Here is a 20,547-nt window from a genome sequence, read left to right as displayed (position 1 = left end):
CCGGCGCGCTCGGCGCCGGCTCAAGCGGAAAACGGCACAACGAATGAGCACGCAGGGCACGGTCAAGTGGTTCAACTCCGAAAAGGGCTTCGGCTTCATCGCCCCCGATGACGGCAGCCAGGACGTCTTCGCGCACTACAGCGCGATCCAGTCGGGCGGTTACCGCTCGCTCGAAGAGAACCAGCGCGTCGAGTTCGAGGTCGCCCAGGGCCCCAAGGGCCTGCAGGCGGAGAACATCCGCCCCCTCTGATCTTCTCCGGCTCCGGCCGGTCGGGCCCCGGTCGCGCGTTCTTCGCGTCGGCCGGGGCCTTCAGCGTTCGTGGCGCACGAGGTCGACCCCCGCAGCGGCGAACTGGCCCAGCGTCGCGTGCGGAAGGAACGCTCGCGTGAGGGCGGCGCCGATGCGGGTGAGATCCGCCTCGTCGCGGTAGAGCAGGTACATCGTCTCGTAGCGCGGGTGGAACTTCTGCTTGAACCGGTGCAGCGAGGCGAAGCCGTAGACAGGCTCGAGCATCGCGGCCATGCGCTCCTGTAGGTCGGCGATGGCGCCGGCATCCGCGGGGTACTCGTGCGCCAGCGGAGCACCCGACAGGGACATGATCTGTGCCCCCTCTGCCGAGAACTGCCGGGCGGACGCACCGATCAGGAACTCCATCACGGGCCCGAAACCGCCGTCGCGCCGGCGCATCAGGTCGAGCGTCCACCCGCGGATCCCGCCCTCGCCGTAGATCGGGAGCCACGACAGGAAACCGTCGACGTCGCCCTGCGGTGACACCGCCAACGCGAGGCGCACCTCGGGATCGGCCGCCTCCTGCAGCGTGCCCAGGGTGAAGCCCATCTCGGGCAGCCCCTTGTCGCCCACCCAGCTCTCGGAGATCGCGCGAAGCTGCTGGCGCACGCCCCAGGTCTCGTCCGAGAGTCTCGACAGGCGGAAGGTCATGCCCTCGCGCTCGCCGCGGTTGAGCGAGGTCCGCACCGCGCCCCACGCCTTTCCGGTGAACTGCAATCCCGGAAGATCGACCACGGTGTCGTCGGCGACCACGATGCGCCGCCAGTCGCCCGGGACGGCGTCGGCCGTCGTGTCTCCGGCGCTGAAAAAGCACGGCGCGAGACCCGCGGCCTCGGCGGCGTCGATGAACGAGCGGACGGTCCGATCGCGGGAGGACGGAGGGCCGAGCGGATCCCCGAGCGCCAGGGCCACCCCGGAGCGTCGCTGGTAGGCCACGATTCCGCGGCCGAACCGGGCGTACGACATGCCGTCCCACGTCGTCATCCACGACAGAGTGCCCCCGCCGCTCACGTGCAGCTCCTTCTTCACGTCCTCCACGGTCGGCGCAGGCGTTTCCCCGAGCGCCGCGCGCGGCCGGGCGCGGAACGCGGCCCGCACGAGGAAGAAGTACACGGATGCCACGAGCCACAGCGCCGACGAGGCCAGCACGCTGGTGAAATCGGCGTCCAGGTCCGCTTCGATCCCGGTGAGGCCCACCAGGAGCAGGACGGCGAAGAGGAGGACCACGAGCAGGAGGTTCAGGGCGCTGTAGAGCATCACGACGACCCACGCCCAGCGGCGGCCGCGGCGCAGGGCGGTTGCCACCACGAGCACGACGAGCGTGTTGACGGCGACGTCGATCCACGAGCCCGAGGTCGCCGCCGACGAGCCGAACGGACCGGTCATCGGGGCGACGTACCCGAGGATCTCGAACGCGCCGAGGGCGCACAGCACCACGAAAGCGATCAGGCGCTGCTCGCGGACGCTCACGCGCTGGGGTCGCAACGACCGGTCCACACCGAGCACGAGGGCGACGGCGAGGACGCGCTCGAGGTCGGGGAGCGAGCCGTAGTAGAGGAAGGTGAGGGCCAGACCAGCGATCAGGACCGTCCAGCCGCGCAGCCGCCACGGCGAGGGGAGCAGCGCGAGAGCCGCGGCGAGACACGCGAAGACGCCGCCGGACGGACCGACGTCGAGGGCTATGGCCTGCTGCTGAGCCCACGGCCACGGCAGGAAGGCCGCCACCCAGAGGAGCAGCGACGCGGCGAAGATCGAGAAGAGCTGTCCCACGGTGAAGTACGCGGCGGCGACGCGGGTGCCGCGGCGCACCTCGAGGAAGCCCATTCCCACGAGCGTCGGGATGCCGACGAGGTACAGCCAGGGCGCCCCGACCACGAACGTGCCGGTGACCGGCGTCCACCAGCGACCGGCCTCGAGGGCGGGAAGACCGTAGGCGAGCGAGGCGAAGGCGTCAGAGGTCGCGAACGGGCTCCAGAGGGCGCCGGTGGCGACACCGACGACCACGAGGATGCCGACCAGGACGAGCGTGGCCGGTAGTCGGCGCGCGAAGTGCGTCGCCCGTCGGAACGTCGAGTTCTCCGCCATGCCGCTCACGATAGGGCACGGTCGTTCCGCCCGTGAGGAGCGGGTGCGGCGGGCGGCGGCTCAGGCCACGGGATCGGAGACGGCGTGCCACCCGGCACGCGCGTGGGCGAGGGCCTGCTCCGCATCGGTCGCCGCCCGAGCCGCGGCCAGCTGCCGACGCGCGTCCTCGAGGCGCAGGCGTTCGCCGATCGCGGCAGTGGACCCGCGGGCCTCGGCGGCGGCCAGAGCGGCGCGCGCGCACGCGAGGGTGCCGGGGAGGGCGGCACGAGCGGCCTCGAGACGCTCGCGGGGGCTCATCGCGTCGCCGAGGGCGTCGTCGCGCGTCTCGCGGACCCGGGCGACGGTCGCGATCGCCCACCGCGGCCGACGGACGGCCTCCGCGGCGGCCAGGTCGAGGTCCCGCGCCGCGGCGCGCAGACGGTCGAGGGCGTCGGGTGCCGCTTCGGTCGGGCGGCGGGATGCCGACGCGGTCGCCGCCTCGATCTCTGCCCGCGCGGCAACGAGTTCGGCGTCCGCGTTCTCGGCCGCCTGCAGGGCGATGCGATGCGCGTCTTCGACCGCGCGCAGCTGCCGTTCGGCGCGCAGGAGCGCGGCGGTGCCCGCGACGAGGTGGCCCCCATCGGGCTCGGATGCCGCGCGCTCGAGGGCGTCGTCGACCTCGTGGAGGGCGTCGGATGCCGCCCGCGCGGCCGTCTCGGCATCGTCTCGGTCTTCGCGCGTGAAGCGGTCGCGCAGAGCGGCCACCAAGGGCTCGGGGTCGCCCGTCGTCTCGATCAGCTCGTCGCGTCGACGGCGGGTGAGCTCAAGGAGGTCGGCCGGGGTACGGTGCGCCCGCGCCCACTCCTGCAGCTGCTCCCGAGTGCGCTCGACTCGTCGGATCTGATGGTCGAACCCGGCGCGCAGTCTGCGCGCGTCGTCGGCGCGCCGGGCCGCGACGCCCGTGTCGGCCTCGAGCCGCGAGAGGTCGGCGAATCCGCGGTCGCGCGCCCGGACGGCCGCCGCGCGGGCTCGGCGGAGATCGGCCGGCTCGTCCGCGGCATCCATCGCATCGACGGCGCGGAAGGCCACGTCGAGCCGGGCCACGGCGTCATCCAGACGCAGGAGCGCCTCGCCCGCTGCGGTCACGGCCCGGGCAGCCGTCGCGCGCGCCCGCGGGGAGCGACGAGAGAACCGCACGGCGATCACGATCACCGCGACGGCCAGGGCCGCCACGAGGAGGGCGACCGCCGCGGGGATCACCCCCTCGAGCTCAGACACCGGCGGGGGCGTCCGATTCCGACGAGTCGTCGATCAGCAGAAGGGCGCGCAGCTGGTCGACGTCGTCGACGGCGGCCTGAGCGCCGTCCGCCTCGTGGGGCCAGCTGAAGCCCCAGCGCACGAAGATCACCGGCACCCCGGCATCCGCCCCTCCCTCGACGTCGTGGTGTCGATCGCCGATGAGGATGGGGCGCGAGGTGTCGGCCCCGGCGGCCTCGAGGCGACGCAGCGCTTCGCGGACGACGTCGGCCTTGGTGCTCAGGGTGCGCTCGTCGAGGGTGGCGCCGACCATGGCCTCGAGGGAGGGGGCGAGACCGAAGTGGTCCATGAGGGCGACGACCTGCACCTCGGGCTTCGAGCTCGCCGTCGACTGCGGGATGCCCGCCGCGTGCAGCTCGTGCACCAGTTCGCCGACACCCGGGTACAGGCGCGCGCTGACCGTGTAGCCCTCGCTCTTGTTCAGCCCGCGGTAGAACGTGACGGCCTCGGTCGCCTGCTCGGGTGTCATGCCCACGTTCACCTGGAACGACTCGTACATCGGCGGACCGATCCAGCGCGACAGCTCTCCGCGCACCGGGGGCGTCCGCCCGAAGTGCTCCAGCGTGATGGTCAACCGGCGGAGGATGCCCTCCGATGCGTCGACGAGGGTTCCGTCGACGTCCCACAGGACGCAGGAGAAGGGAGAGCGTGCAGACATGCGTCCACGCTACCGGCGCGGCATCCGCCCGGCTCGATCCGGCGCGGTCAGAACAGGCGCGGGGCGCCCGACTGCACGCCCTTCATCTCGTCGTAGTCGAGGACCAGGCACCGGATGCCGCGATCGGTGGCGAGGACGCGGGCCTGCGGCTTGATCTCCTGCGCGGCGTAGACGCCCGTGACCGGCGCCAGCAGGGGGTCGCGGTTGAGGAGTTCGAGGTAGCGCGTGAGCTGCTCGACGCCGTCGATGTCGCCGCGACGCTTGACCTCGATCGCCACCGTTCCCGTGCCGTCGTCGTTGCGCAGCAGCAGGTCGACGGGGCCGATGGCGGTGGGGTACTCGCGGCGCACGAGGGTGAGGTTTTCGCCGACGACCGAGACCTGTTCGGCCAGCAGCCGCTGCAGGTCGGCCTCGACGCCGTCCTTGATCAGGCCCGGGTCGACGCCGAGGTCGTGGGCGGTGTCGTGGATGACCTCGTGGATGCGCACGAGAAGCGCATCACCGGTTTTCGCGTGGGTGACGCGCCACCGCTCGATCACGCCGTCTTCGACGTCGACCTCGTCGGGCTGCTCGAGGGTGAGCGAGCACGGCGGGCTCATCCAGTTCAGCGGCTTGTACGAGCCGCCGTCGGAGTGCACCAGCAGGCTGCCGTCGTTCTTGTGGACGAGCAGGCGGGTGGCGAGGGGGAGATGCGCGTTGAGGCGGCCGGTGTAATCGACGGAGCAACGGGCGATGACGAGACGCACCCGCTCAGCCTAATTGCGCCCCGCCGCGTCGCGTCGCGCGGGCTCGGCCTCCGCCTTCTCGGAGGCGACCAGCGGCTTGGCCGCGCCGGAGAAGAGTCCGGATGCCACGATCAGGCCGACCACGATGAGCAGGGTGTTCAGCAGGCCGATGTGGTCGCCGATCCATCCGAGGATCGGGGGACCGCAGAGGAAGGCGACGTAGCCGATGGTGGCGGCCGCGGCCACGCGGGAGGCGGCCTTGGTGGGGTCGTCGGCAGCGGCGGACATGCCGATCGGGAAGCCGAGCGAGGCGCCGAGACCCCACAGGGCGGCGCCCACGAAGACGAGCGGGCCGTACGGAGCCAGGATGAACAGCAGCAGGCCGGCGGCGGCGGTGCCGGCGAGCACCCGCAGGACGAGCACGCGACCGAGGCGATCGACGACGGGACCGCCCGCGATGCGGCCGACCGTCATGGCGACGGAGAACACCGCCAGAACCGCCGGCCCCGCCTCTTCGGGCGCGCCGTGGCCGTAGACCACCGCGGAGGGGAGCCAGTCGTTCGCGCTGCCCTCGGCGAAGGCCATGCCCAGCATGATGACGCCGAGCGTGTAGGTGCGCGGCTCGCGCCAGGCCTGCAGCGACACCGAGAGGCGCTCGCGCCAGTGGGCGCGCTCCTCGTCGGCGGGGGCGTCCATCGCGACCTCTGCCCGCGGCACGTTCGCGACCGACACGAAGGCGACGACGATGATCACGACCCCCATCGCGACGCAGTGGGCGATCACCGGGATGCCGAGGCTCACCGCGACGAAGCCGAGGCCCGCTCCGATGACGGTGCCGAAGCTGAAGAAGGCGTGCAGCAAGGGCATGATCGTGCGCCCGGTGGCCTTCTCGAGTGCCGCTCCCTCGACGTTCATCATCACGTCGACGGCGCCGTTGCCGAATCCGAAGAGCGCGAGGCCCACCAGGGCGACGGCGAAGAGCTGCAGGGAGTCCGCCCCGAAGCCGATGATCATGAGCCCGATGCCGACGAGCAGCAGGGCCACGAGCATTCCGCGGCGCGCGCCGATGCGCGCCATCACGGCCGGGGCGATCGACAGGCCGATGATGGATGCCACGCCCATGCCCAACAGCAGGAGCCCGACGCCGGAGTTCTCGATGCCGAGCGATTCGCGGATCGCGGGCACCCGCGACGCCCAGGTGGAGATGCTGAGCCCGCTCGCGAGGAAGATGGCGCAGATCGCGATGTGCCAGCGGACGAGCTGGGATCGGGTGAGCGTCGAGTGCATGTCGACACTGTACCGAATCGATTCGACGCATATCGAATCGATTCGGCAAGGCGCCCGGTCGGCGGGTACGATCGGCCCGTGAGCACCCGTCGCGCGACCATCAGCGATGTCGCCCGTGAGGCCGGCGTCTCGGCGTCGACCGCCTCGGTGGTGTTCAGCGGCAAGACGCCCACCTCGCCGGCGACCCGGGCCCGCGTGCTGGCCGCCGCCGAGAGCCTGGGCTACACCGGACCGGATCCGCGCGCGGCCTCGCTGCGTCGCGGGCGCTCGGGCATCGTCGGCGTGGTCTTCGACCAGCACCTCGGGACCGCGTTCCTCGATCCCGTGACCACCCACATGATGGACGGACTGGCCGACGGCGTCTCGCGCCTGGGTGCCGCGCTCCTGCTGCTGCGCGACGACGGCGAGACGGTGAGCGAACCCTCGTTGCACACCGCCCCCATCGACGCCGCCGTGCTGATCGGCTGCAGCCCGCGCATGCGCGATTCGCTCGAGATCGTCCGAGGTCGCGGCATCCCGGTCGTGGTCGTGGAGGGCGACGCGGGTGAGGGCGTGCCGCAGGTGTTGCTCGACAACACCGAGGCCCAGCGCGCGGCCGCGCGCCACCTGTCGGCGCTCGGCCATCACGACGTCGTCATCGTCACCCTCCCCACCGACACCGCTCGTCGCCGCGGTTGGATCACCGACGACGCCGAGGTTCGCGTCGACGTGACCGCCGACCGTCTGGCCGGAGCCCGCGCGGTGTTCCCCGACGCGCCCGCGGTGGCCGCCGCCACCAGTTCTATCGACGAGGGCACCATCGCCGGTCGGGCGATCTTCGCCGATCCCGACCACCGCCCGACCGCCGTCATCGCCCAGAGCGATCTGCTCGCGGCCGGGGTGATCCGTGCGGCCGAAGAGGCGGGGCTCCGCGTCCCCGATGACGTGAGCGTCACCGGATTCGACGGCGTGGTCGTCGACGGCCTCGCCCCGCACGTGCTGACCACGCTCGTCCAACCCGCCACCGCCAAGGGTCGGGCGGCCGGTGAGGCGGTCGCCGCGATGCTCGAGGACGAGACGCCCTCGGGGCTCGACCTGCGGTGCACCTTCCGCGAGGGGACCACGACTGCTCCGCCGCGTATCACATGAGCCGACGGGTGCTGGGACTCTCATGCTCCGCATAGAATAGGGACGACACCCCGAGAGCCCGGGCACCCGCCCGTCGACCCCGAGGAGGCCCGACCGTGCTGATCTTCCTCGGCGCCTTCGCGGCCGTGCCCCTTCTTCTGCCGTGGCTCGTCTCGCGCATCGGTGCCCGCGCCTTCTACGTGGCGGCGGTTCTCCCGGCTCTCGCTTTCGCGCACGCCATCGTCCTCGCCCCCGCGGTGTTCGCGGGGGACATTCCCTTCGAGGAATATCGCTGGATTCCGGCGATCGACGTCTCGCTGTCGATGCGCATGGACGTGCTCGGCTGGTTGCTGACCCTCGTCGTGACCGGCGTCGGTGCGCTGGTGATGCTCTACTGCCGGTGGTACTTCCGCGGCAAGACCGCCGGTGTCGGGCAGTTCTCCGCCGTGCTGCTCGGCTTCGCCGGTGCCATGTACGGCCTCGTCCTCACCGACGACATCGTCGTCCTCGTCATGCTGTGGGAAGCGACGAGCGTGCTGTCGTACCTGCTCATCGGGTACTACCACAGCCGTTCCGCGAGCCGTCGAGCCGCCCTGCAGGCGCTGCTCGTCACCACGCTCGGCGGACTCGTCATGCTCATCGGCGTGGTTCTGCTCGTCGTGCAGGCGGGCACCTCGAGCCTGTCGACGATCCTCGCCGACCCGCCCACGGGCGCCGTCGTCGACATCGCCGTCCTGCTGCTGTTGGTGGGAGCGCTCAGCAAGTCGGCGATCTTCCCGTTCCACTTCTGGCTTCCCGGGGCCATGGCCGCCCCCACCCCGGTCAGTGCGTACCTGCACGCCGCTGCCATGGTCAAGGCCGGCATCTACCTGGTCGCCCGCCTCGCCCCCGGCTTCGCCGATACGCCGTTCTGGCGGCCCACCCTCATCGCCCTCGGTGTCTTCACGATGCTGCTCGGCGGGTTCCAGGCTCTGCGCGAGCGCGACCTCAAGCGCATCCTCGCCTTCGGTACGGTGAGCCAGCTCGGCTTCCTCACCGTGATGCTCGGATACGGGACGAGGGATGCCGCTCTCGCCGGCGTCGCGCTCCTGCTCAGCCACGCGCTGTTCAAGTCGTGTCTCTTCCTCGTCGTCGGTGTGATCGACCGCCAGCTGAACACCCGTGACATCGGGCAGCTCTCCGGCCTCGGCCGACAGGCGCCGGTCATGGCCACCGCGTCGTTCATCGCGATCTTCTCGATGGCGGGGATCATCCCCACCCTCGGGTTCGTCGCGAAAGAGACTGCGCTGACGGCCCTGCTGCACGAAGCCGAAGGCGGAGCTGCGTGGGGATGGGTCGCCCTGATCGGCGTCGTGCTGGGCTCGGCGCTGACGGCGGCGTACGGCATCCGCTTCCTGTGGGGGGCGTATTGGACCAAGCGCGACGTCGAGACCACCGAGTGGCCCGACCCGCCGATCGGCTTCCTGTCGGCGCCGGTGCTCCTCGCGGCGACGTCACTGGGGCTCGGATTCCTCGCCCCGATCGTCGACCATTGGCTCGCGCCCTACGCCGACGGCCTGCCCGAAGCGACTGCGGGCGTCTCCGCTCCCGCGTACCCGTACCACCTGGCGCTCTGGCACGGCCTCGAGCCGGCGCTGTTCATCTCGCTCGGCACGCTCGCACTCGGCGCCGGCATCTTCTGGGCCGTGCGCAAGACGCAGCTGCACAAGCGTCGTCGTGTCCTTCCCTTCACCGCGAACGACGCCTACAACGTGGCCCTGCGCGGGATCGACCACTCGTCCGAGTGGGTGACCGCCCGCTTCCAGCGCGGTTCTCTGCCGTTCTACGTCGGAACGATCTTCGTCGTGCTCGTCGTCGCCGAAGGCACGGCGCTGCTCGCGTCGAGCGCGTGGCGCGCCCAGCTCGCCGCGTGGCAGTCGCCGGCGCAGCTGATCTCGGCACCGATCATGATCGCCGCCGGCATCCTGGCCGTCCGCGCCCGCAAGCGGTACACCGGTGTCGCCCTCGTCTCGGTGACGGGCCTGGGCATGGTGGTGCTCTTCGCCACCAGCGGCGCGCCCGACCTCGCCCTCACGCAGGTGCTCATCGAGACCGTGACCCTCGTGGTGTTCGCGCTGGTGCTCCGGCGTCTGCCGGCCCGCATGGGCGAGCAGAACGAGTCGGTCGCCCCTCTCGCGCGTGCCGTGCTCGGCGCGGGCGTGGGCCTCACGATGGCCCTCGTGGCGATCGTGGCGACCGGCGCGCGGCAGGACCTCCCCGTCTCGCTCGAGTGGCCGCCCCTCGCCTACGAGATCGGTCACGGTCGCAACGTCGTCAACGTCGCTCTCGTCGACCTCCGCGGCTGGGACACCATGGGCGAGCTCTCGGTGCTGGTCCTCGCCGCCACCGGCGTGGCATCCCTCGTCTTCATCACCAATCGCAGTGACAACCTTGCACGTCGGTCGGGCACCGCCCGCGCACGGGTGGGACTCGGCCGTCGCCGGCCCCTCGTCGAGACCGACAGCGGCGTGCGCGCGCAGCGCGTGGGCGAGACCGGTGCTCCGCGCGCGTGGCTCATCTCGGGCGCGAAGGTGCAGCCCGAGAACCGTTCGATCCTGCTCGAGATCATCATCCGGGTGCTCTTCCACTCGATCATGATCGTGTCGCTCTACCTGCTCTTCGCGGGCCACAACCTGCCGGGTGGAGGCTTCGCCGGTGGCCTGGTCGCCGGTATGGGCCTGGTCATGCGGTACATCGCGGGCGGCCGCTGGGAGCTCGGCGCCGCCGCCCCCACCGACGCGGGGCGCTTGCTCGGGGCGGGCATGGCGATCGCCGTGCTGTGCGCCCTCGTTCCGATGGTGTTCGGCTTCGCACCGCTGCAGAGCTTCACCTTCGAAGGTGAACTGCCGATCATCGGTCACTGGGAGTTCGTCACCAGCACGATCTTCGACGTCGGCGTCTACCTCGTCGTCATCGGCCTCGTGCTCGACGTGCTCCGCAGCCTCGGCGCCGAGGTCGACCGCCAATCGCAACTCCCCGAGGACGCGGAGGTGGTGACGCCGTGACCATCTCGCTCGTCCTCGTCATCGTCATGGCCGTGCTGTTCGCGTGCGGGGTCTACGCCATGCTGGAGCGCAGCCTCACCCGCGTGCTGATCGGCTTCCTTCTGCTCGGGAACGCCGGCAACCTGCTCCTCCTCATCGTCATGGGCGCGCCCGGCCGAGCCCCGTTCTACGACGGGGGGCAGACGGATGCCGCGGACATGTCCGACGCTCTTCCCCAGGCCCTGACGCTCACCGCGATCGTCATCACCTTCGGCATCTCGGCGTTCCTGCTCGCCCTCATCTACCGCTCCTGGCAGCTCGGTCAGGCCGACACGGTCATCGACGACGCGGACGACGTGGCGCTTCGCGCCCGCACGGCGAACGAGCCGGAGGACGCGATGGACGAAGAGTCCCGCTCCGACGACGAGGACGTCACCACCGACTTTGTCGGCGACGTCGCCTCGCCCATCCGCGTGCTGCACCAGGGCGACCTGTCGCAGCTCGTCGACGACGCCCCGGTCGATCGCGTCGCCGTCTCGCGCGAGTCCGACCCGGCGCGAGACGACGACAGCGACGCCCCCCGCGACCCCCAGGACGGTGATCGCTCGTGAGCGCCCTCGTGCCCCTGCTCGTCGGCATCCCTCTCATCGGTGCCGCGATCAACCTCATCTTCGGTCGGCGCAAGAAGACGCAGATCGTCGTGTCGGTCGCCTCCCTCGCGGCCGTGCTCGTGCTCGGTGCGATCCTTCTCGTCACCGTCGACACGAGCGGGCCCATCGCGGTGGCGATCGCCGCGTGGGACATCCCGTTCGGCATCGTGCTCTACGTCGACGTGCTCGCGGCTCTTCTCGTCGTCGTCACGAGCATCGTGCTGCTCGCGGTCCTGCTCTTCTCGATCGGGCAGGGCGCGGCCGACAACGACGAGGACACCCCGGTCTCGATCTTCTACCCGGCGTACCTGATCCTCGGCGCGGGCATCTTCAACGCCTTCATCGCGGGCGACCTCTTCAACCTCTACGTCGGTTTCGAGATCCTCCTCGTCGCCTCGTACGTGCTCATCACGCTGGGCGGCACCGAGTCGCGCATCCGCACGGGCGTCGTCTACATCGTCGTGTCGCTGGTGTCGTCGATCCTCTTCCTCGCCGCGATCGCCATGGTCTACGGCGCGCTCGGCACGGTCAACATGGTGCAGATCAGCGAGCGGATGGCGCTGCTGCCGCAGGACACGCAGACGATCCTGCACCTCATGCTGCTGCTCGCGTTCGCGATCAAGGCGGCGGTGTTCCCGCTGTCGTTCTGGCTGCCCGACTCGTATCCGACGGCTCCCGCACCCGTCACGGCGGTGTTCGCGGGTCTGTTGACCAAGGTCGGCGTCTACGCGATCATCCGCACCGAGACGCAGCTCTTCGTCGCCAACGACCTCAACTTCCTGCTGATGATGGTCGCCCTGTCGACGATGATCGTCGGCATCCTGGGTGCCGTCGCGCAGGCCGAGCTCAAGCGCATCCTGTCGTTCACGCTGGTGAGCCACATCGGCTACATGATCTTCGGGCTGGCGATCAACACGCCGCTCGCGGTGGGAGCGACGATCTACTACATCGTCCACCACATCATCGTGCAGACGACCCTGTTCCTGGCCGTCGGCCTCATCGAGCGCCGAGCGGGCAGCACCTCGATCCTCAAGGTGAAGGGCCTCATGCGCGCGGCGCCCCTGCTCGCGGTGCTGTACTTCATCCCGGCGATCAACCTCGGCGGTCTGCCGCCGTTCTCGGGCTTCATCGGCAAGTACGCCCTGTTCGACGCGGCGGCGCAGGTGGGCACCCCCGTGATGATGGTGCTGATCGTCGGCGGCGTCGTCACCTCGATCCTCACGCTCTACGCCCTGATGCGCGCGTGGAACCTGTCGTTCTGGCGCGAAGACGACGACTCCGCCGAGACGACGGAGCGCATCGCCTACCTCGGCAACGCCCCGGCCGCGACCATCTCGACCGAGCGTCGCACGACGCCGAAGATCATGACGCTCGCCACCGTCGGCATGGTGGCCGTCACGGTGTCGCTGACCGTGTTCGCCGGACCCCTGCTCGACATGTGCCTGCGGGCGGGCGTCGACATCACCGACGGCGTGAGCCTCGTGCAGATCCAGGAACAGGCGGGTCAAGGATGAGCCCCTCCCGCCGATCGCAGGTGTCGCTGTTCCTGCACCAGCTGCCGTTCCTGGTGTGGCTGGTCGCTCTGTGGATGCTGCTGTGGGGCCAGTTCACCTGGCTGGCGTTCCTCACCGGTCTGGTCATGGCGGTCTTCGTCACGCGCGTCTTCCGCCTGCCCCCGGTCGAACTCTCGGGTCGCATCAACCTCTGGTACGGCCTCGTGTTCGTCGTCACCTTCCTGGGCGCGGTCATCAAGGGATCGCTCATCGTCGCGTGGCAGGTGATCGACGTCCGCCGTCAGCCCGGCGCCGCCATCATCGCCGTCCCGCTGCGCGTCGACGACGACGTGATCATGGCGCACACCGCTGTCACGGCATCCCTCATTCCGGGATCGCTCATCGTCGACGTCGACCGCGAGAACCGCACCCTGTTCCTGCACACCATCGGCGTCAGAAGCGACGCGGATGCCGAACACCAGCGCCGCGTCGTGCTCGGGTGGGAAGCCCGCATCACGCGTGCCGTCGGCTCGAAGGAAGAGTTGCAGGAGCTGCGGGCCAAGATCGCCGAGTCGGACGCCGACGCGCTCCACGGTGCCGAAACGCCGCCCGACGGGAGGACCCTGCTGTGAACATCCTCGTCGTGGTCATCCTCGTCGTCTTCGCCGTCGCCGCGGTGCTGGCGCTCATCCGCCTCGTGATCGGTCCGTCGATCCTCGACCGCGCGGTCGCCGCGGATGTTCTGCTGACCGAGGTGGTCTGCATCCTGGGCGCCGACATGGTGATCAATCACCACACGCGCTCGCTGCCGGCGATGCTCATCATCGCGGCGGTCGGCGTGTTCGGGTCGATCGCGGTCGCCCGCTTCGTCGCGCGGAAGGAGAACCCGCGATGACCCTCGAATCGGTGCTCGACACCGTCGCCCTCGTGCTCGTGCTGATCGGCGCCGTGCTCTGCCTCACGGCGACGATGGGACTGCTGCGCTGGCGCGACGTCCCCACGCGCTTGCACGCGGCGACGAAGCCGCAGGTTCTGGGTGTGCTGCTCATCGTCATCGCCGTCGCGCTGTCGCTGCGCACGTGGGAGGTGGTCGCTTTCGGCATCCCGATCGTGCTCATCCAGTTCGCCACGGCCCCGCTGGCCGCGCACATGGTCGGGCGAGCCGCGTACCGCAACCGAACGACCGACGAAGAGGGCCTGTACATCGACGAGCTGCGGCACCGCACGGAGCAGCCCGGGTCGACCGGCGCGGAGACGCGGCCGGAGAGCTGAGCCGGCGCCGCGGCGCCGCCCGCGCTCCCGCCCCCGCTCGGTGCTGCCTCTGCCCGCTGCTGCGTCCGCTGGCCGTTGCGAGTGCTGGTCGCTGTGACTGCTGGCTACCGCGACTGCTGGCCGCTGGGAGTGCTGGCCGCTGCGTCCGCTGGCCGCCGCGACTGCTGCCTCCGCTGGCCGCCGCGACTGCTGCCTCCGCTGGCCGCTGCGACTGCTGAATGCTGCTGCTGCCGCTACCGCTGCTGCCGCTGCTGGCCGTTGCTGGCCGCCGCGACTGCTCACCGCCGCGACCGCTGGCCGTTGCGACCGCTCACCGCTGCAATAAACGCTCTCCCTAGCGAGACACGCCGTGAGGCAGCGTGTCTCGCTAGAAAGAGCGTTTATGGAGGGGCGGTCGGGTCAGCTGCCGGCTTCGCCGAGGTCATCCGGATCGGTCTTCCGGTGCTGCGGTTCGCGCGCTTCGCGTTTCTCTCGCCGCCCTTCGGCGAGGAAAGCCAGGCGGTTGAGGCACTCGTGGTTGCGCGCGACGAGCAGGGGCTTCCACAGCAGCGACGGCAGCAGAGCCGCCGCTCCCGACACGGGCTCCTCGGCGATGGTGACGGCGGTGCCGAGTTCATGCGGCCGGGCGTCGATACGGATGACGCCGCGGCCCAGGATGCCGGCCTCGGGCCGCAACCGCATTCGGCGCGGAGGGTCCCACTCGACGATCTTGGTCTCGTCGTGGATCATGACGGGCCAGATGCCCAGGGAATGATGGATCTGCGACCCCTTCTGGGGCCATTGCTCGTCGACATCGCGCATGCGCGCCGCCCCCACCACCCAGATGGGATAGAGCCAACCGTCGGAGAGAACCGCGAACAGGTCGTCGGGCGTGCAGCGCATGAGGCGGGTGTTGCGGGCGGCCATGGCATCCCTCCGTTCGACATTTCTTACGGTAGATCGTGATCGTCGAGAGCGGCGCACCCCTTGACCGAACGCACGGGCGGGTCCGCTCGTCTGCAGGCTCGGGAACCTGAGAAGTGGGGAGGCGCAGAACAGTGAAGGAACCCGCCTCACGCTGGATGGGCGCGACCCAGGGCGCGCGATGAGGGGGCACAGACCCGTGCCGGTCGGAGCAGCCGCGCGTGATGTCGGACGCGAACCCCGGTCTCGCGGTACCGGCGCCAGCGGGCACGTCGAGTCACGTCCGGAGCCGTGCGCGATGACGCGCTGAGCGTGACGGCCCCTCTCGGAAGGGGCGGGTCAGGCTTCGATCAATCTGCGGCAGCGTCTCTTCGTCGGCGCAGGCCGCGCCCCCGGACGGTGTTCGACGTGCGGCTGCCGGTGCGACCGAGGACCGCCCCCACTCGTCCCGGCCTGAACAGTGCTCGCGCCCGATCGTGAGCGGCCGCGGCGTGGATCACGCGTGCAGGCGCGGCGCCCCCGCACTCTCGCGCACGACGAGCTCGGGCGTCACGGCGGAGTCTTCGGGAGGACGCCCCTGCTCCATCCAGGTGCCGAGCAGCGCGAAAGTGCGTCGGCCGAGGTCGACGAAGTCCTGGCGGACGGTGGTGAGGGCTGGAGTCCACATGCGCGCGAACGGTTGGTCGTCGAAGCCGACGACGCTGACGTCTTCGGGGATGCGTCTACCGATCTCCTGGTAGGCGCGCGCGACACCGATGGCGAGTTCATCGTTGCCGCAGAGCACCGCTGTTACGGCATCGTCGTCGAGGAGAGTCTGGGCGACGTCGTATCCCGACGTGGGCGAATAGCTCGCCTGCAACAGGGGAGGGACGCGCGCGCCGGCTTCGTCCAGCGCCGCACGCCACCCCCACGCGCGACCCGTCCCGGGGCGGGTGGCGGGGATGGCGACGTGGTGCACGGTGTGATGCCCCTGGGCGAGCAGGTACTTCGTGGCTTCGTATCCTCCGACGTAGTCGTCGAGGAACGCGTGAGGAGTCTCGCCCGGTGGACGCCGGGCACCGGCGGCGGCGACCACGGGCACCGTCTTGGGCATGGCCGCCAGGGTTGCGACGCCCAGCTCGTCGAACTCGATCACGATCACCCCGGCAAGGGGCTGCGAGAGGGCGCCGTCGACGGCTGCCGAGATGGCCGCGGGGTCGTCGGACTCGACCACGGCGATCATGATGACGTAGCCGGCGGCCCGAGCGGCCTCCTCGATACCTTGCAGAGTGGCGGCGTACCCGTAGCGGATCGTGTTGCGCGCGAACACGGCGACCGTCGATCGACGTCCGCTGACCAGGGATTGCGCGGCGGCGTTCGGCCGATAGCCCAGCTCGGCCACCGCTGCCTCGACCTTTTCGCGGAGCCGATCGCTCACGCGGGTGCGTCCTGAGATCACGCGGGACACCGTGGAGAGACTGACTCCGGCTCTCTCGGCCACGTCGACGATCCCGGGGACATCTCGATCGAGTGGCATGACCCAAGTCTAGTGACCAACGTTTTCTTTGTTCGAAGAAAATGTCTGACTAACGTTTGCAGAGCGAGTGAACGCATGCTAGCTTGACCAACGTTTGCAGAACCCGACGAGGGGTTCTCCGGAAGGCGATGACGCAGTGACCACCCAAACGATGAACGAGATCAACGGCGACCTCGAGGCCCTCTGGCCATCGGCCGTGACCCTCCGGGCGGCCGGCGTCGCCGTCGTCCTCGGCCTGCCGCAAGACGCTCTCCCTTTCGTCATCCACTGGGGTGGTGACATCGGGGCGCAGGATGCCGACTCCCTCCGCGAGCTCGCCCTGCACGCACAGCCGCCACTGGCCACCAACGGTGTCGACGTGCCGGTGATCGTCGGAGTCGTGCCCGAGAACGCCGCGGGATGGACGGGTACCCCGGGTCTTCAGGGCCACCGTTCGGGACAGGCGTGGTCGACGCGGTTCGTTCCCGTCTCGGTGGACATCTCAGACGATGCGCCGTCGGGTGGATCGGTGAGCGTGCGGGCGGTCGACGTCGACGCCCAGCTCTCCCTCGGGCTCCTGCTCGAGCTGCTGCCGAGTGGACTCCTGCGCCTCTCGGCGACGTTGCGGAACGACGGCGTCGATTCCTACACGATCGACGCGCTGGATCTGGCGCTGCCGGTACCGACCCGCGCGGATGTCGTGTTCGACATGGCCGGGCGGTGGGCCAAAGAGAGGGTCGCCCAGTCGCGTCCGTTCACGGTTGGTACGCACCTTCGCGAGGGTCGACACGGACGCACGGGCGCCGATGCGGCCACGTTCCTGGCCGCGGGGACAGCCGATCTCGATTTCGGCCAGGGCGAGGTGTGGGGGCTTCACGTCGCGTTCAGTGGCAACCACCGTGTGCTCGCGGAACGCGCCTTCTCGGGGGAGCGGCTGATTCTCGGCGGCGAACTCCTGCTGCCTGGCGAAATCCAGCTCGCTCCGGGTGAAACGTACGAGACCCCCGCCCTCTTCGCCGGATACGGTGCCGGACTGGATGCCGTCGCCGCGCGTTTCCACGCTCACCTGCGCTCGCGGCCCTCGCACCCGCGCTCCGCCCGCCCCGTGGTGATGAACGTGTGGGAGGCGGTCTACTTCGACCACGAACTGCCGCGGCTGCTCGAACTCGCCGACGCGGCCGAGCGCGTGGGAGTGGAACGCTTCGTGCTCGACGACGGATGGTTCGGCTCGCGCCGTGACGACACGTCGGGTCTGGGCGATTGGGTGATCGCAGAAGACGTCTGGGGCGGCGGACGGTTCCGCGCCCTCGTCGAGGGGGTCAAGCGACGCGGCATGCAGTTCGGACTGTGGTTCGAGCCCGAGATGGTCAATGTGACCTCCGACCTCGCCACCGCCCACCCCGAGTGGCTCCTGCAGGTGCCCGGTCGTCTGCCCGTCGACTTCCGACACCAGCAGGTTCTCGATCTCTCGCACCCGGGTGCCTTCGCCCACGTCTTCGACCAGATCGTCTCGCTCGTGCGCGAGCACGGAATCGACTACATCAAGTGGGACCACAACCGCGACCTCATCGAGGCGGGGTCCACCCGGACCGGGCGAGCGGGCGTGCACGAACAGACCCTCGCGACCTATCGCTTGCTCGACGCGATCCGCCGCGCCTGCCCGGGACTGGAGATCGAGTCGTGCTCCTCCGGAGGAGCACGCGTCGACCTCGGCATCCTGGAGCACACCGATCGCGTGTGGGCGTCGGACTGCATCGACGCCCGCGAACGGCAGCAGATCCAACGCTGGACCGCGCAGCTGCTTCCGCCGGAGCTGGTCGGCAGCCACGTCGGCGCGGACAGGGCGCACACCACCCGCCGCCGCGTCGACCTGGACTTCCGGGCGGCCACCGCGCTCTTCGGGCACTTCGGAATCGAGTGGGATCTCACCACGGTCTCGCCGGATGACCTGCAGCGACTGACGGCGTGGGTCGCCTACTACAAGGGCGTCCGCGGCCTCATCCACTCCGGTACGACGGTGCGCCGCGAACTCGAGGGCGGCGACCTGTGGTTGCACGGCTCGGTCAGTCCCCACCGCGATCGCGCCCTCTACGCGGTCATCCTGCGGGAGCGGCACGTCACGTGGCCCCTGGGTCGAGTGCGTCTCCCGGGCCTGGATCCCGACCGCGAATACCGCGTCCGCGTGGGCGGACCGGGGCCGCTGCCGGCCTACGACCCGCGTATCCATCCGTCGTGGTACCGCAGCGGGATCAATCTGTCCGGTGCCGTCCTCCAGGAGATCGGCGTACACGTCCCCGCCCTCGATCCCGACACCAGTGTCCTGCTCGACGTGGAGGTCGTCCGATGAGCGCCCCGACCCAGTCCCCGACGACCCGATCGCTGGACACTCGCGCGATCGTCGCTCCCCGTGCCGCGCGTCGTCGGCGCGGCGACGCGAAGATCGCCCTTCTGTTCATCGCCCCCGCCGCTCTCGGCTTCCTCGCCTTCTATCTCGTCCCCTCGCTGCGAGGCATCTGGTTCAGCTTCACCGACCAGAACCTCATCGGCGCCGGGAAGTTCGTGGGTGTCGAGAACTACACCCGCATGGTCGCGGATCCGCTCTTCTGGAACTCCCTCGGCGTCACCGTCGAATACGTCGTCATCAACATCGGCGTGCAAACGGTGCTCGCGGTGGGCATCGCCGTGCTGATGCACCGTCTCACCCGCTCGGCCGTCATCCGTGGCATCATCCTGCTGCCGTACCTTGTGGCCAACGTCGTGGTCGCGTTGGTCTGGTTCTGGATGATGGATTACTCCACGGGCATCATCAACGTCTTCCTCGACGCTCTCGGCGGCGACCGCATGGCCTTCTTCGGCAGCGAGGCCTTGGCCATCCCGACCATCGCGCTCATCAATGTGTGGCGCTACGTCGGCTACACAGCGCTCTTGGTCTTCGCCGGCCTGCAGACCATCCCGACACAACTCTATGAAGCCGCAGCTCTGGACGGTGCGTCCGAGGTGCGCATGTTCCGCTCGATCACGCTGCCGCTGTTGCGACCGGTGCTCGCCCTGGTCTTGGTGATCACCGTCGTCGGGTCGTTCCAGATCTTCGACACCGTCGCGGTCACGACCGAGGGCGGACCGATCAACTCGACCCGGGTCATTTACTACTACATCTACCAACAGGCCTTCGAGAAATTCCACCTCGGATACGCGTCGGCCATGTCGGTCTTCCTGCTGGTCGTGCTGGCCGTCGTCGCCTATTTCCAGCTCAAGATCATGCGCTCGAACTCGTCGGATCTGGCATAGGAGCCCCTCATGACCTCCGTCGCAACACCTCCCCGCGTCACCCGGTCCGAGCCCGCGCCCGTCGGCTCACGCCGTGAAGTTCCCCGTCGCCGCCGCATCGGACTCGGGCGCCTCCTCGCCTGGGCCGCTCTCGTGGTGCTGCTGGTGGTGACGCTGTTCCCGTTCTATTGGATGCTGCGCACCGCGCTGTCGACCAACACCGCGTTGTACACGAACGCCGGCAGCCTTCTGCCGGTGGAGTTCAGCTGGGGCGGCTTCGCACGCGTCCTGGGTCTGTCGTCACCGGAGCAGGCGGCGGCAGAGGGGGGGACCACGGGGTCGATCGACTTCTGGCTGTACCTGCGCAACACCGTCATCGTCGCCACGGTGATCACGTTCGGCCAGGTGCTGTTCTCGTCGATGGCGGCCTACGCTTTCGCGCGGCTGGAGTGGAAGGGGCGCGACGCCGTCTTCTTTCTCTTCCTGACGGCGTTGATGATCCCGCCGATCTTCGTGCAACTGCCGAACTTCATCCTCATCCGCGATCTCGGCCTGCTCAACACCCTCGCCGGCATCATCCTGCCGTTCTTCTTCATGACGCCGTTCGCGATCTTCTTCATGCGCCAGTTCTTCCTCGGCATCAGTCGCGAAGTGGAGGAGTCGGCCAAGATCGACGGTGCAGGACACCTGCGCATCTTCTTCCGGATCGTGCTGCCGATGTCATCCACTCCGGTTTTCACCCTCGCCCTGCTGACCTACATCACGGCATGGGGCGAGTACTTCTGGCCTCTCCTGGTGGGGCGCGCGGACGACTCGCGCGTACTCACCGTCGCGCTCGGCATCTTCCGCTCGCAGACTCCGCAGACGGGCCCAGACTGGGCCGGCCTCATGGCCGGGACGCTGATCGCGGCCCTGCCGATCTTCCTCCTGTTCATCCTCTTCGGCCGGAAGCTCGTCGACAACCTCGGCTACTCCGGCATCAAGTGACCCCCCGCCC

At 69.7% G+C, this 20,547-nt stretch carries 18 protein-coding genes; 11 read left to right on the top strand and 7 right to left on the bottom strand.

Annotated elements, in window-relative coordinates; translation table 11 throughout:
* Positions 1–43: 43 nt before the first annotated feature.
* The gene (locus QBE02_RS10205) at positions 44–250 is read left to right on the top strand and encodes a cold-shock protein (protein ID WP_056225145.1); all 207 of its coding nucleotides are present in this window, start codon (positions 44–46) and stop codon (positions 248–250) included.
* Between the two features lie 60 nt (positions 251–310).
* Here QBE02_RS10205 and QBE02_RS10200 read toward each other — a convergent pair whose 3' ends face one another.
* Genes QBE02_RS10200 through QBE02_RS10180 form a run of 5 tightly spaced genes read right to left on the bottom strand, consistent with a single transcriptional unit; the run spans position 311 to position 6,340 of the window.
* Positions 311–2,374 carry a bifunctional lysylphosphatidylglycerol flippase/synthetase MprF gene (locus QBE02_RS10200; protein ID WP_279365620.1) on the bottom strand — a complete coding sequence of 688 codons (2,064 nt, stop codon included), beginning with the start codon at positions 2,372–2,374 and terminating at the stop codon, positions 311–313.
* Between the two features lie 60 nt (positions 2,375–2,434).
* Complete coding sequence (locus tag QBE02_RS10195; protein WP_279365619.1) at positions 2,435–3,631, bottom strand: hypothetical protein; 1,197 nt, start codon at positions 3,629–3,631, stop codon at positions 2,435–2,437.
* Positions 3,624–4,328 (bottom strand): HAD hydrolase-like protein, encoded by a 705-nt coding sequence (locus QBE02_RS10190; RefSeq protein ID WP_144783570.1) that lies wholly within the window; start codon positions 4,326–4,328, stop codon positions 3,624–3,626. The genes QBE02_RS10195 and QBE02_RS10190 overlap by 8 nt, the downstream gene beginning before the upstream one ends.
* Before the next feature lie 47 nt (positions 4,329–4,375).
* The gene (nucS, locus tag QBE02_RS10185; protein WP_279365618.1) at positions 4,376–5,074 is read right to left on the bottom strand and encodes an endonuclease NucS; all 699 of its coding nucleotides are present in this window, start codon (positions 5,072–5,074) and stop codon (positions 4,376–4,378) included.
* Positions 5,075–5,083: 9 nt separating this feature from the next.
* Positions 5,084–6,340, bottom strand: a complete 1,257-nt coding sequence (locus tag QBE02_RS10180; protein WP_279365617.1) for an MFS transporter — start codon at positions 6,338–6,340, stop codon at positions 5,084–5,086.
* A 78-nt stretch (positions 6,341–6,418) separates the two neighbouring features.
* On the opposite strand from QBE02_RS10180, the gene QBE02_RS10175 reads away from it, so the two are divergent.
* The 7 genes from QBE02_RS10175 (at position 6,419) to mnhG (ending at position 13,885) form a co-directional block, all read left to right on the top strand.
* The gene (locus tag QBE02_RS10175; RefSeq protein ID WP_279365616.1) at positions 6,419–7,468 is read left to right on the top strand and encodes a LacI family DNA-binding transcriptional regulator; all 1,050 of its coding nucleotides are present in this window, start codon (positions 6,419–6,421) and stop codon (positions 7,466–7,468) included.
* 95 nt (positions 7,469–7,563) lie between these two features.
* Complete coding sequence (locus QBE02_RS10170) at positions 7,564–10,491, top strand: Na+/H+ antiporter subunit A (protein WP_279365615.1); 2,928 nt, start codon at positions 7,564–7,566, stop codon at positions 10,489–10,491.
* On the top strand, positions 10,488–11,081 hold the full coding sequence (locus tag QBE02_RS10165; RefSeq protein ID WP_279365614.1) for a Na(+)/H(+) antiporter subunit C: 594 nt from the start codon (positions 10,488–10,490) through the stop codon (positions 11,079–11,081). Before QBE02_RS10170 ends, QBE02_RS10165 begins: the two co-directional genes overlap by 4 nt.
* Positions 11,078–12,634: a Na+/H+ antiporter subunit D gene (locus tag QBE02_RS10160; protein WP_056225171.1), complete on the top strand. Its 1,557-nt coding sequence runs from the start codon at positions 11,078–11,080 to the stop codon at positions 12,632–12,634. Before QBE02_RS10165 ends, QBE02_RS10160 begins: the two co-directional genes overlap by 4 nt.
* Positions 12,631–13,245 carry a Na+/H+ antiporter subunit E gene (locus tag QBE02_RS10155; protein WP_279365613.1) on the top strand — a complete coding sequence of 205 codons (615 nt, stop codon included), beginning with the start codon at positions 12,631–12,633 and terminating at the stop codon, positions 13,243–13,245. Before QBE02_RS10160 ends, QBE02_RS10155 begins: the two co-directional genes overlap by 4 nt.
* Positions 13,242–13,508 carry a monovalent cation/H+ antiporter complex subunit F gene (locus QBE02_RS10150; protein ID WP_141377014.1) on the top strand — a complete coding sequence of 89 codons (267 nt, stop codon included), beginning with the start codon at positions 13,242–13,244 and terminating at the stop codon, positions 13,506–13,508. Before QBE02_RS10155 ends, QBE02_RS10150 begins: the two co-directional genes overlap by 4 nt.
* The gene (gene mnhG / locus QBE02_RS10145) at positions 13,505–13,885 is read left to right on the top strand and encodes a monovalent cation/H(+) antiporter subunit G (protein WP_279365612.1); all 381 of its coding nucleotides are present in this window, start codon (positions 13,505–13,507) and stop codon (positions 13,883–13,885) included. The genes QBE02_RS10150 and mnhG overlap by 4 nt, the downstream gene beginning before the upstream one ends.
* 399 nt (positions 13,886–14,284) lie before the next feature.
* Here mnhG and QBE02_RS10140 read toward each other — a convergent pair whose 3' ends face one another.
* Positions 14,285–14,791, bottom strand: a complete 507-nt coding sequence (locus tag QBE02_RS10140) for an SRPBCC family protein (RefSeq protein ID WP_279365611.1) — start codon at positions 14,789–14,791, stop codon at positions 14,285–14,287.
* Positions 14,792–15,284: 493 nt separating this feature from the next.
* Complete coding sequence (locus QBE02_RS10135) at positions 15,285–16,304, bottom strand: LacI family DNA-binding transcriptional regulator (protein ID WP_103207358.1); 1,020 nt, start codon at positions 16,302–16,304, stop codon at positions 15,285–15,287.
* Between the two features lie 136 nt (positions 16,305–16,440).
* On the opposite strand from QBE02_RS10135, the gene QBE02_RS10130 reads away from it, so the two are divergent.
* Genes QBE02_RS10130 through QBE02_RS10120 form a run of 3 tightly spaced genes read left to right on the top strand, consistent with a single transcriptional unit; the run spans position 16,441 to position 20,537 of the window.
* The gene (locus QBE02_RS10130) at positions 16,441–18,630 is read left to right on the top strand and encodes an alpha-galactosidase (RefSeq protein WP_279365610.1); all 2,190 of its coding nucleotides are present in this window, start codon (positions 16,441–16,443) and stop codon (positions 18,628–18,630) included.
* On the top strand, positions 18,627–19,571 hold the full coding sequence (locus tag QBE02_RS10125) for a carbohydrate ABC transporter permease (RefSeq protein WP_180993415.1): 945 nt from the start codon (positions 18,627–18,629) through the stop codon (positions 19,569–19,571). The genes QBE02_RS10130 and QBE02_RS10125 overlap by 4 nt, the downstream gene beginning before the upstream one ends.
* A gap of 9 nt (positions 19,572–19,580) precedes the next feature.
* Positions 19,581–20,537 carry a carbohydrate ABC transporter permease gene (locus QBE02_RS10120; RefSeq protein WP_103207352.1) on the top strand — a complete coding sequence of 319 codons (957 nt, stop codon included), beginning with the start codon at positions 19,581–19,583 and terminating at the stop codon, positions 20,535–20,537.
* The last annotated feature ends 10 nt before the right edge of the window (positions 20,538–20,547 follow it).

Origin of the sequence: Microbacterium testaceum (assembly GCF_029761935.1) — a bacterium.
Lineage (GTDB): Bacteria > Actinomycetota > Actinomycetes > Actinomycetales > Microbacteriaceae > Microbacterium > Microbacterium testaceum_A.
Note: the sequence above shows the minus strand (reverse complement) of the source record. Positions and strands in the feature narration are given on the sequence as shown.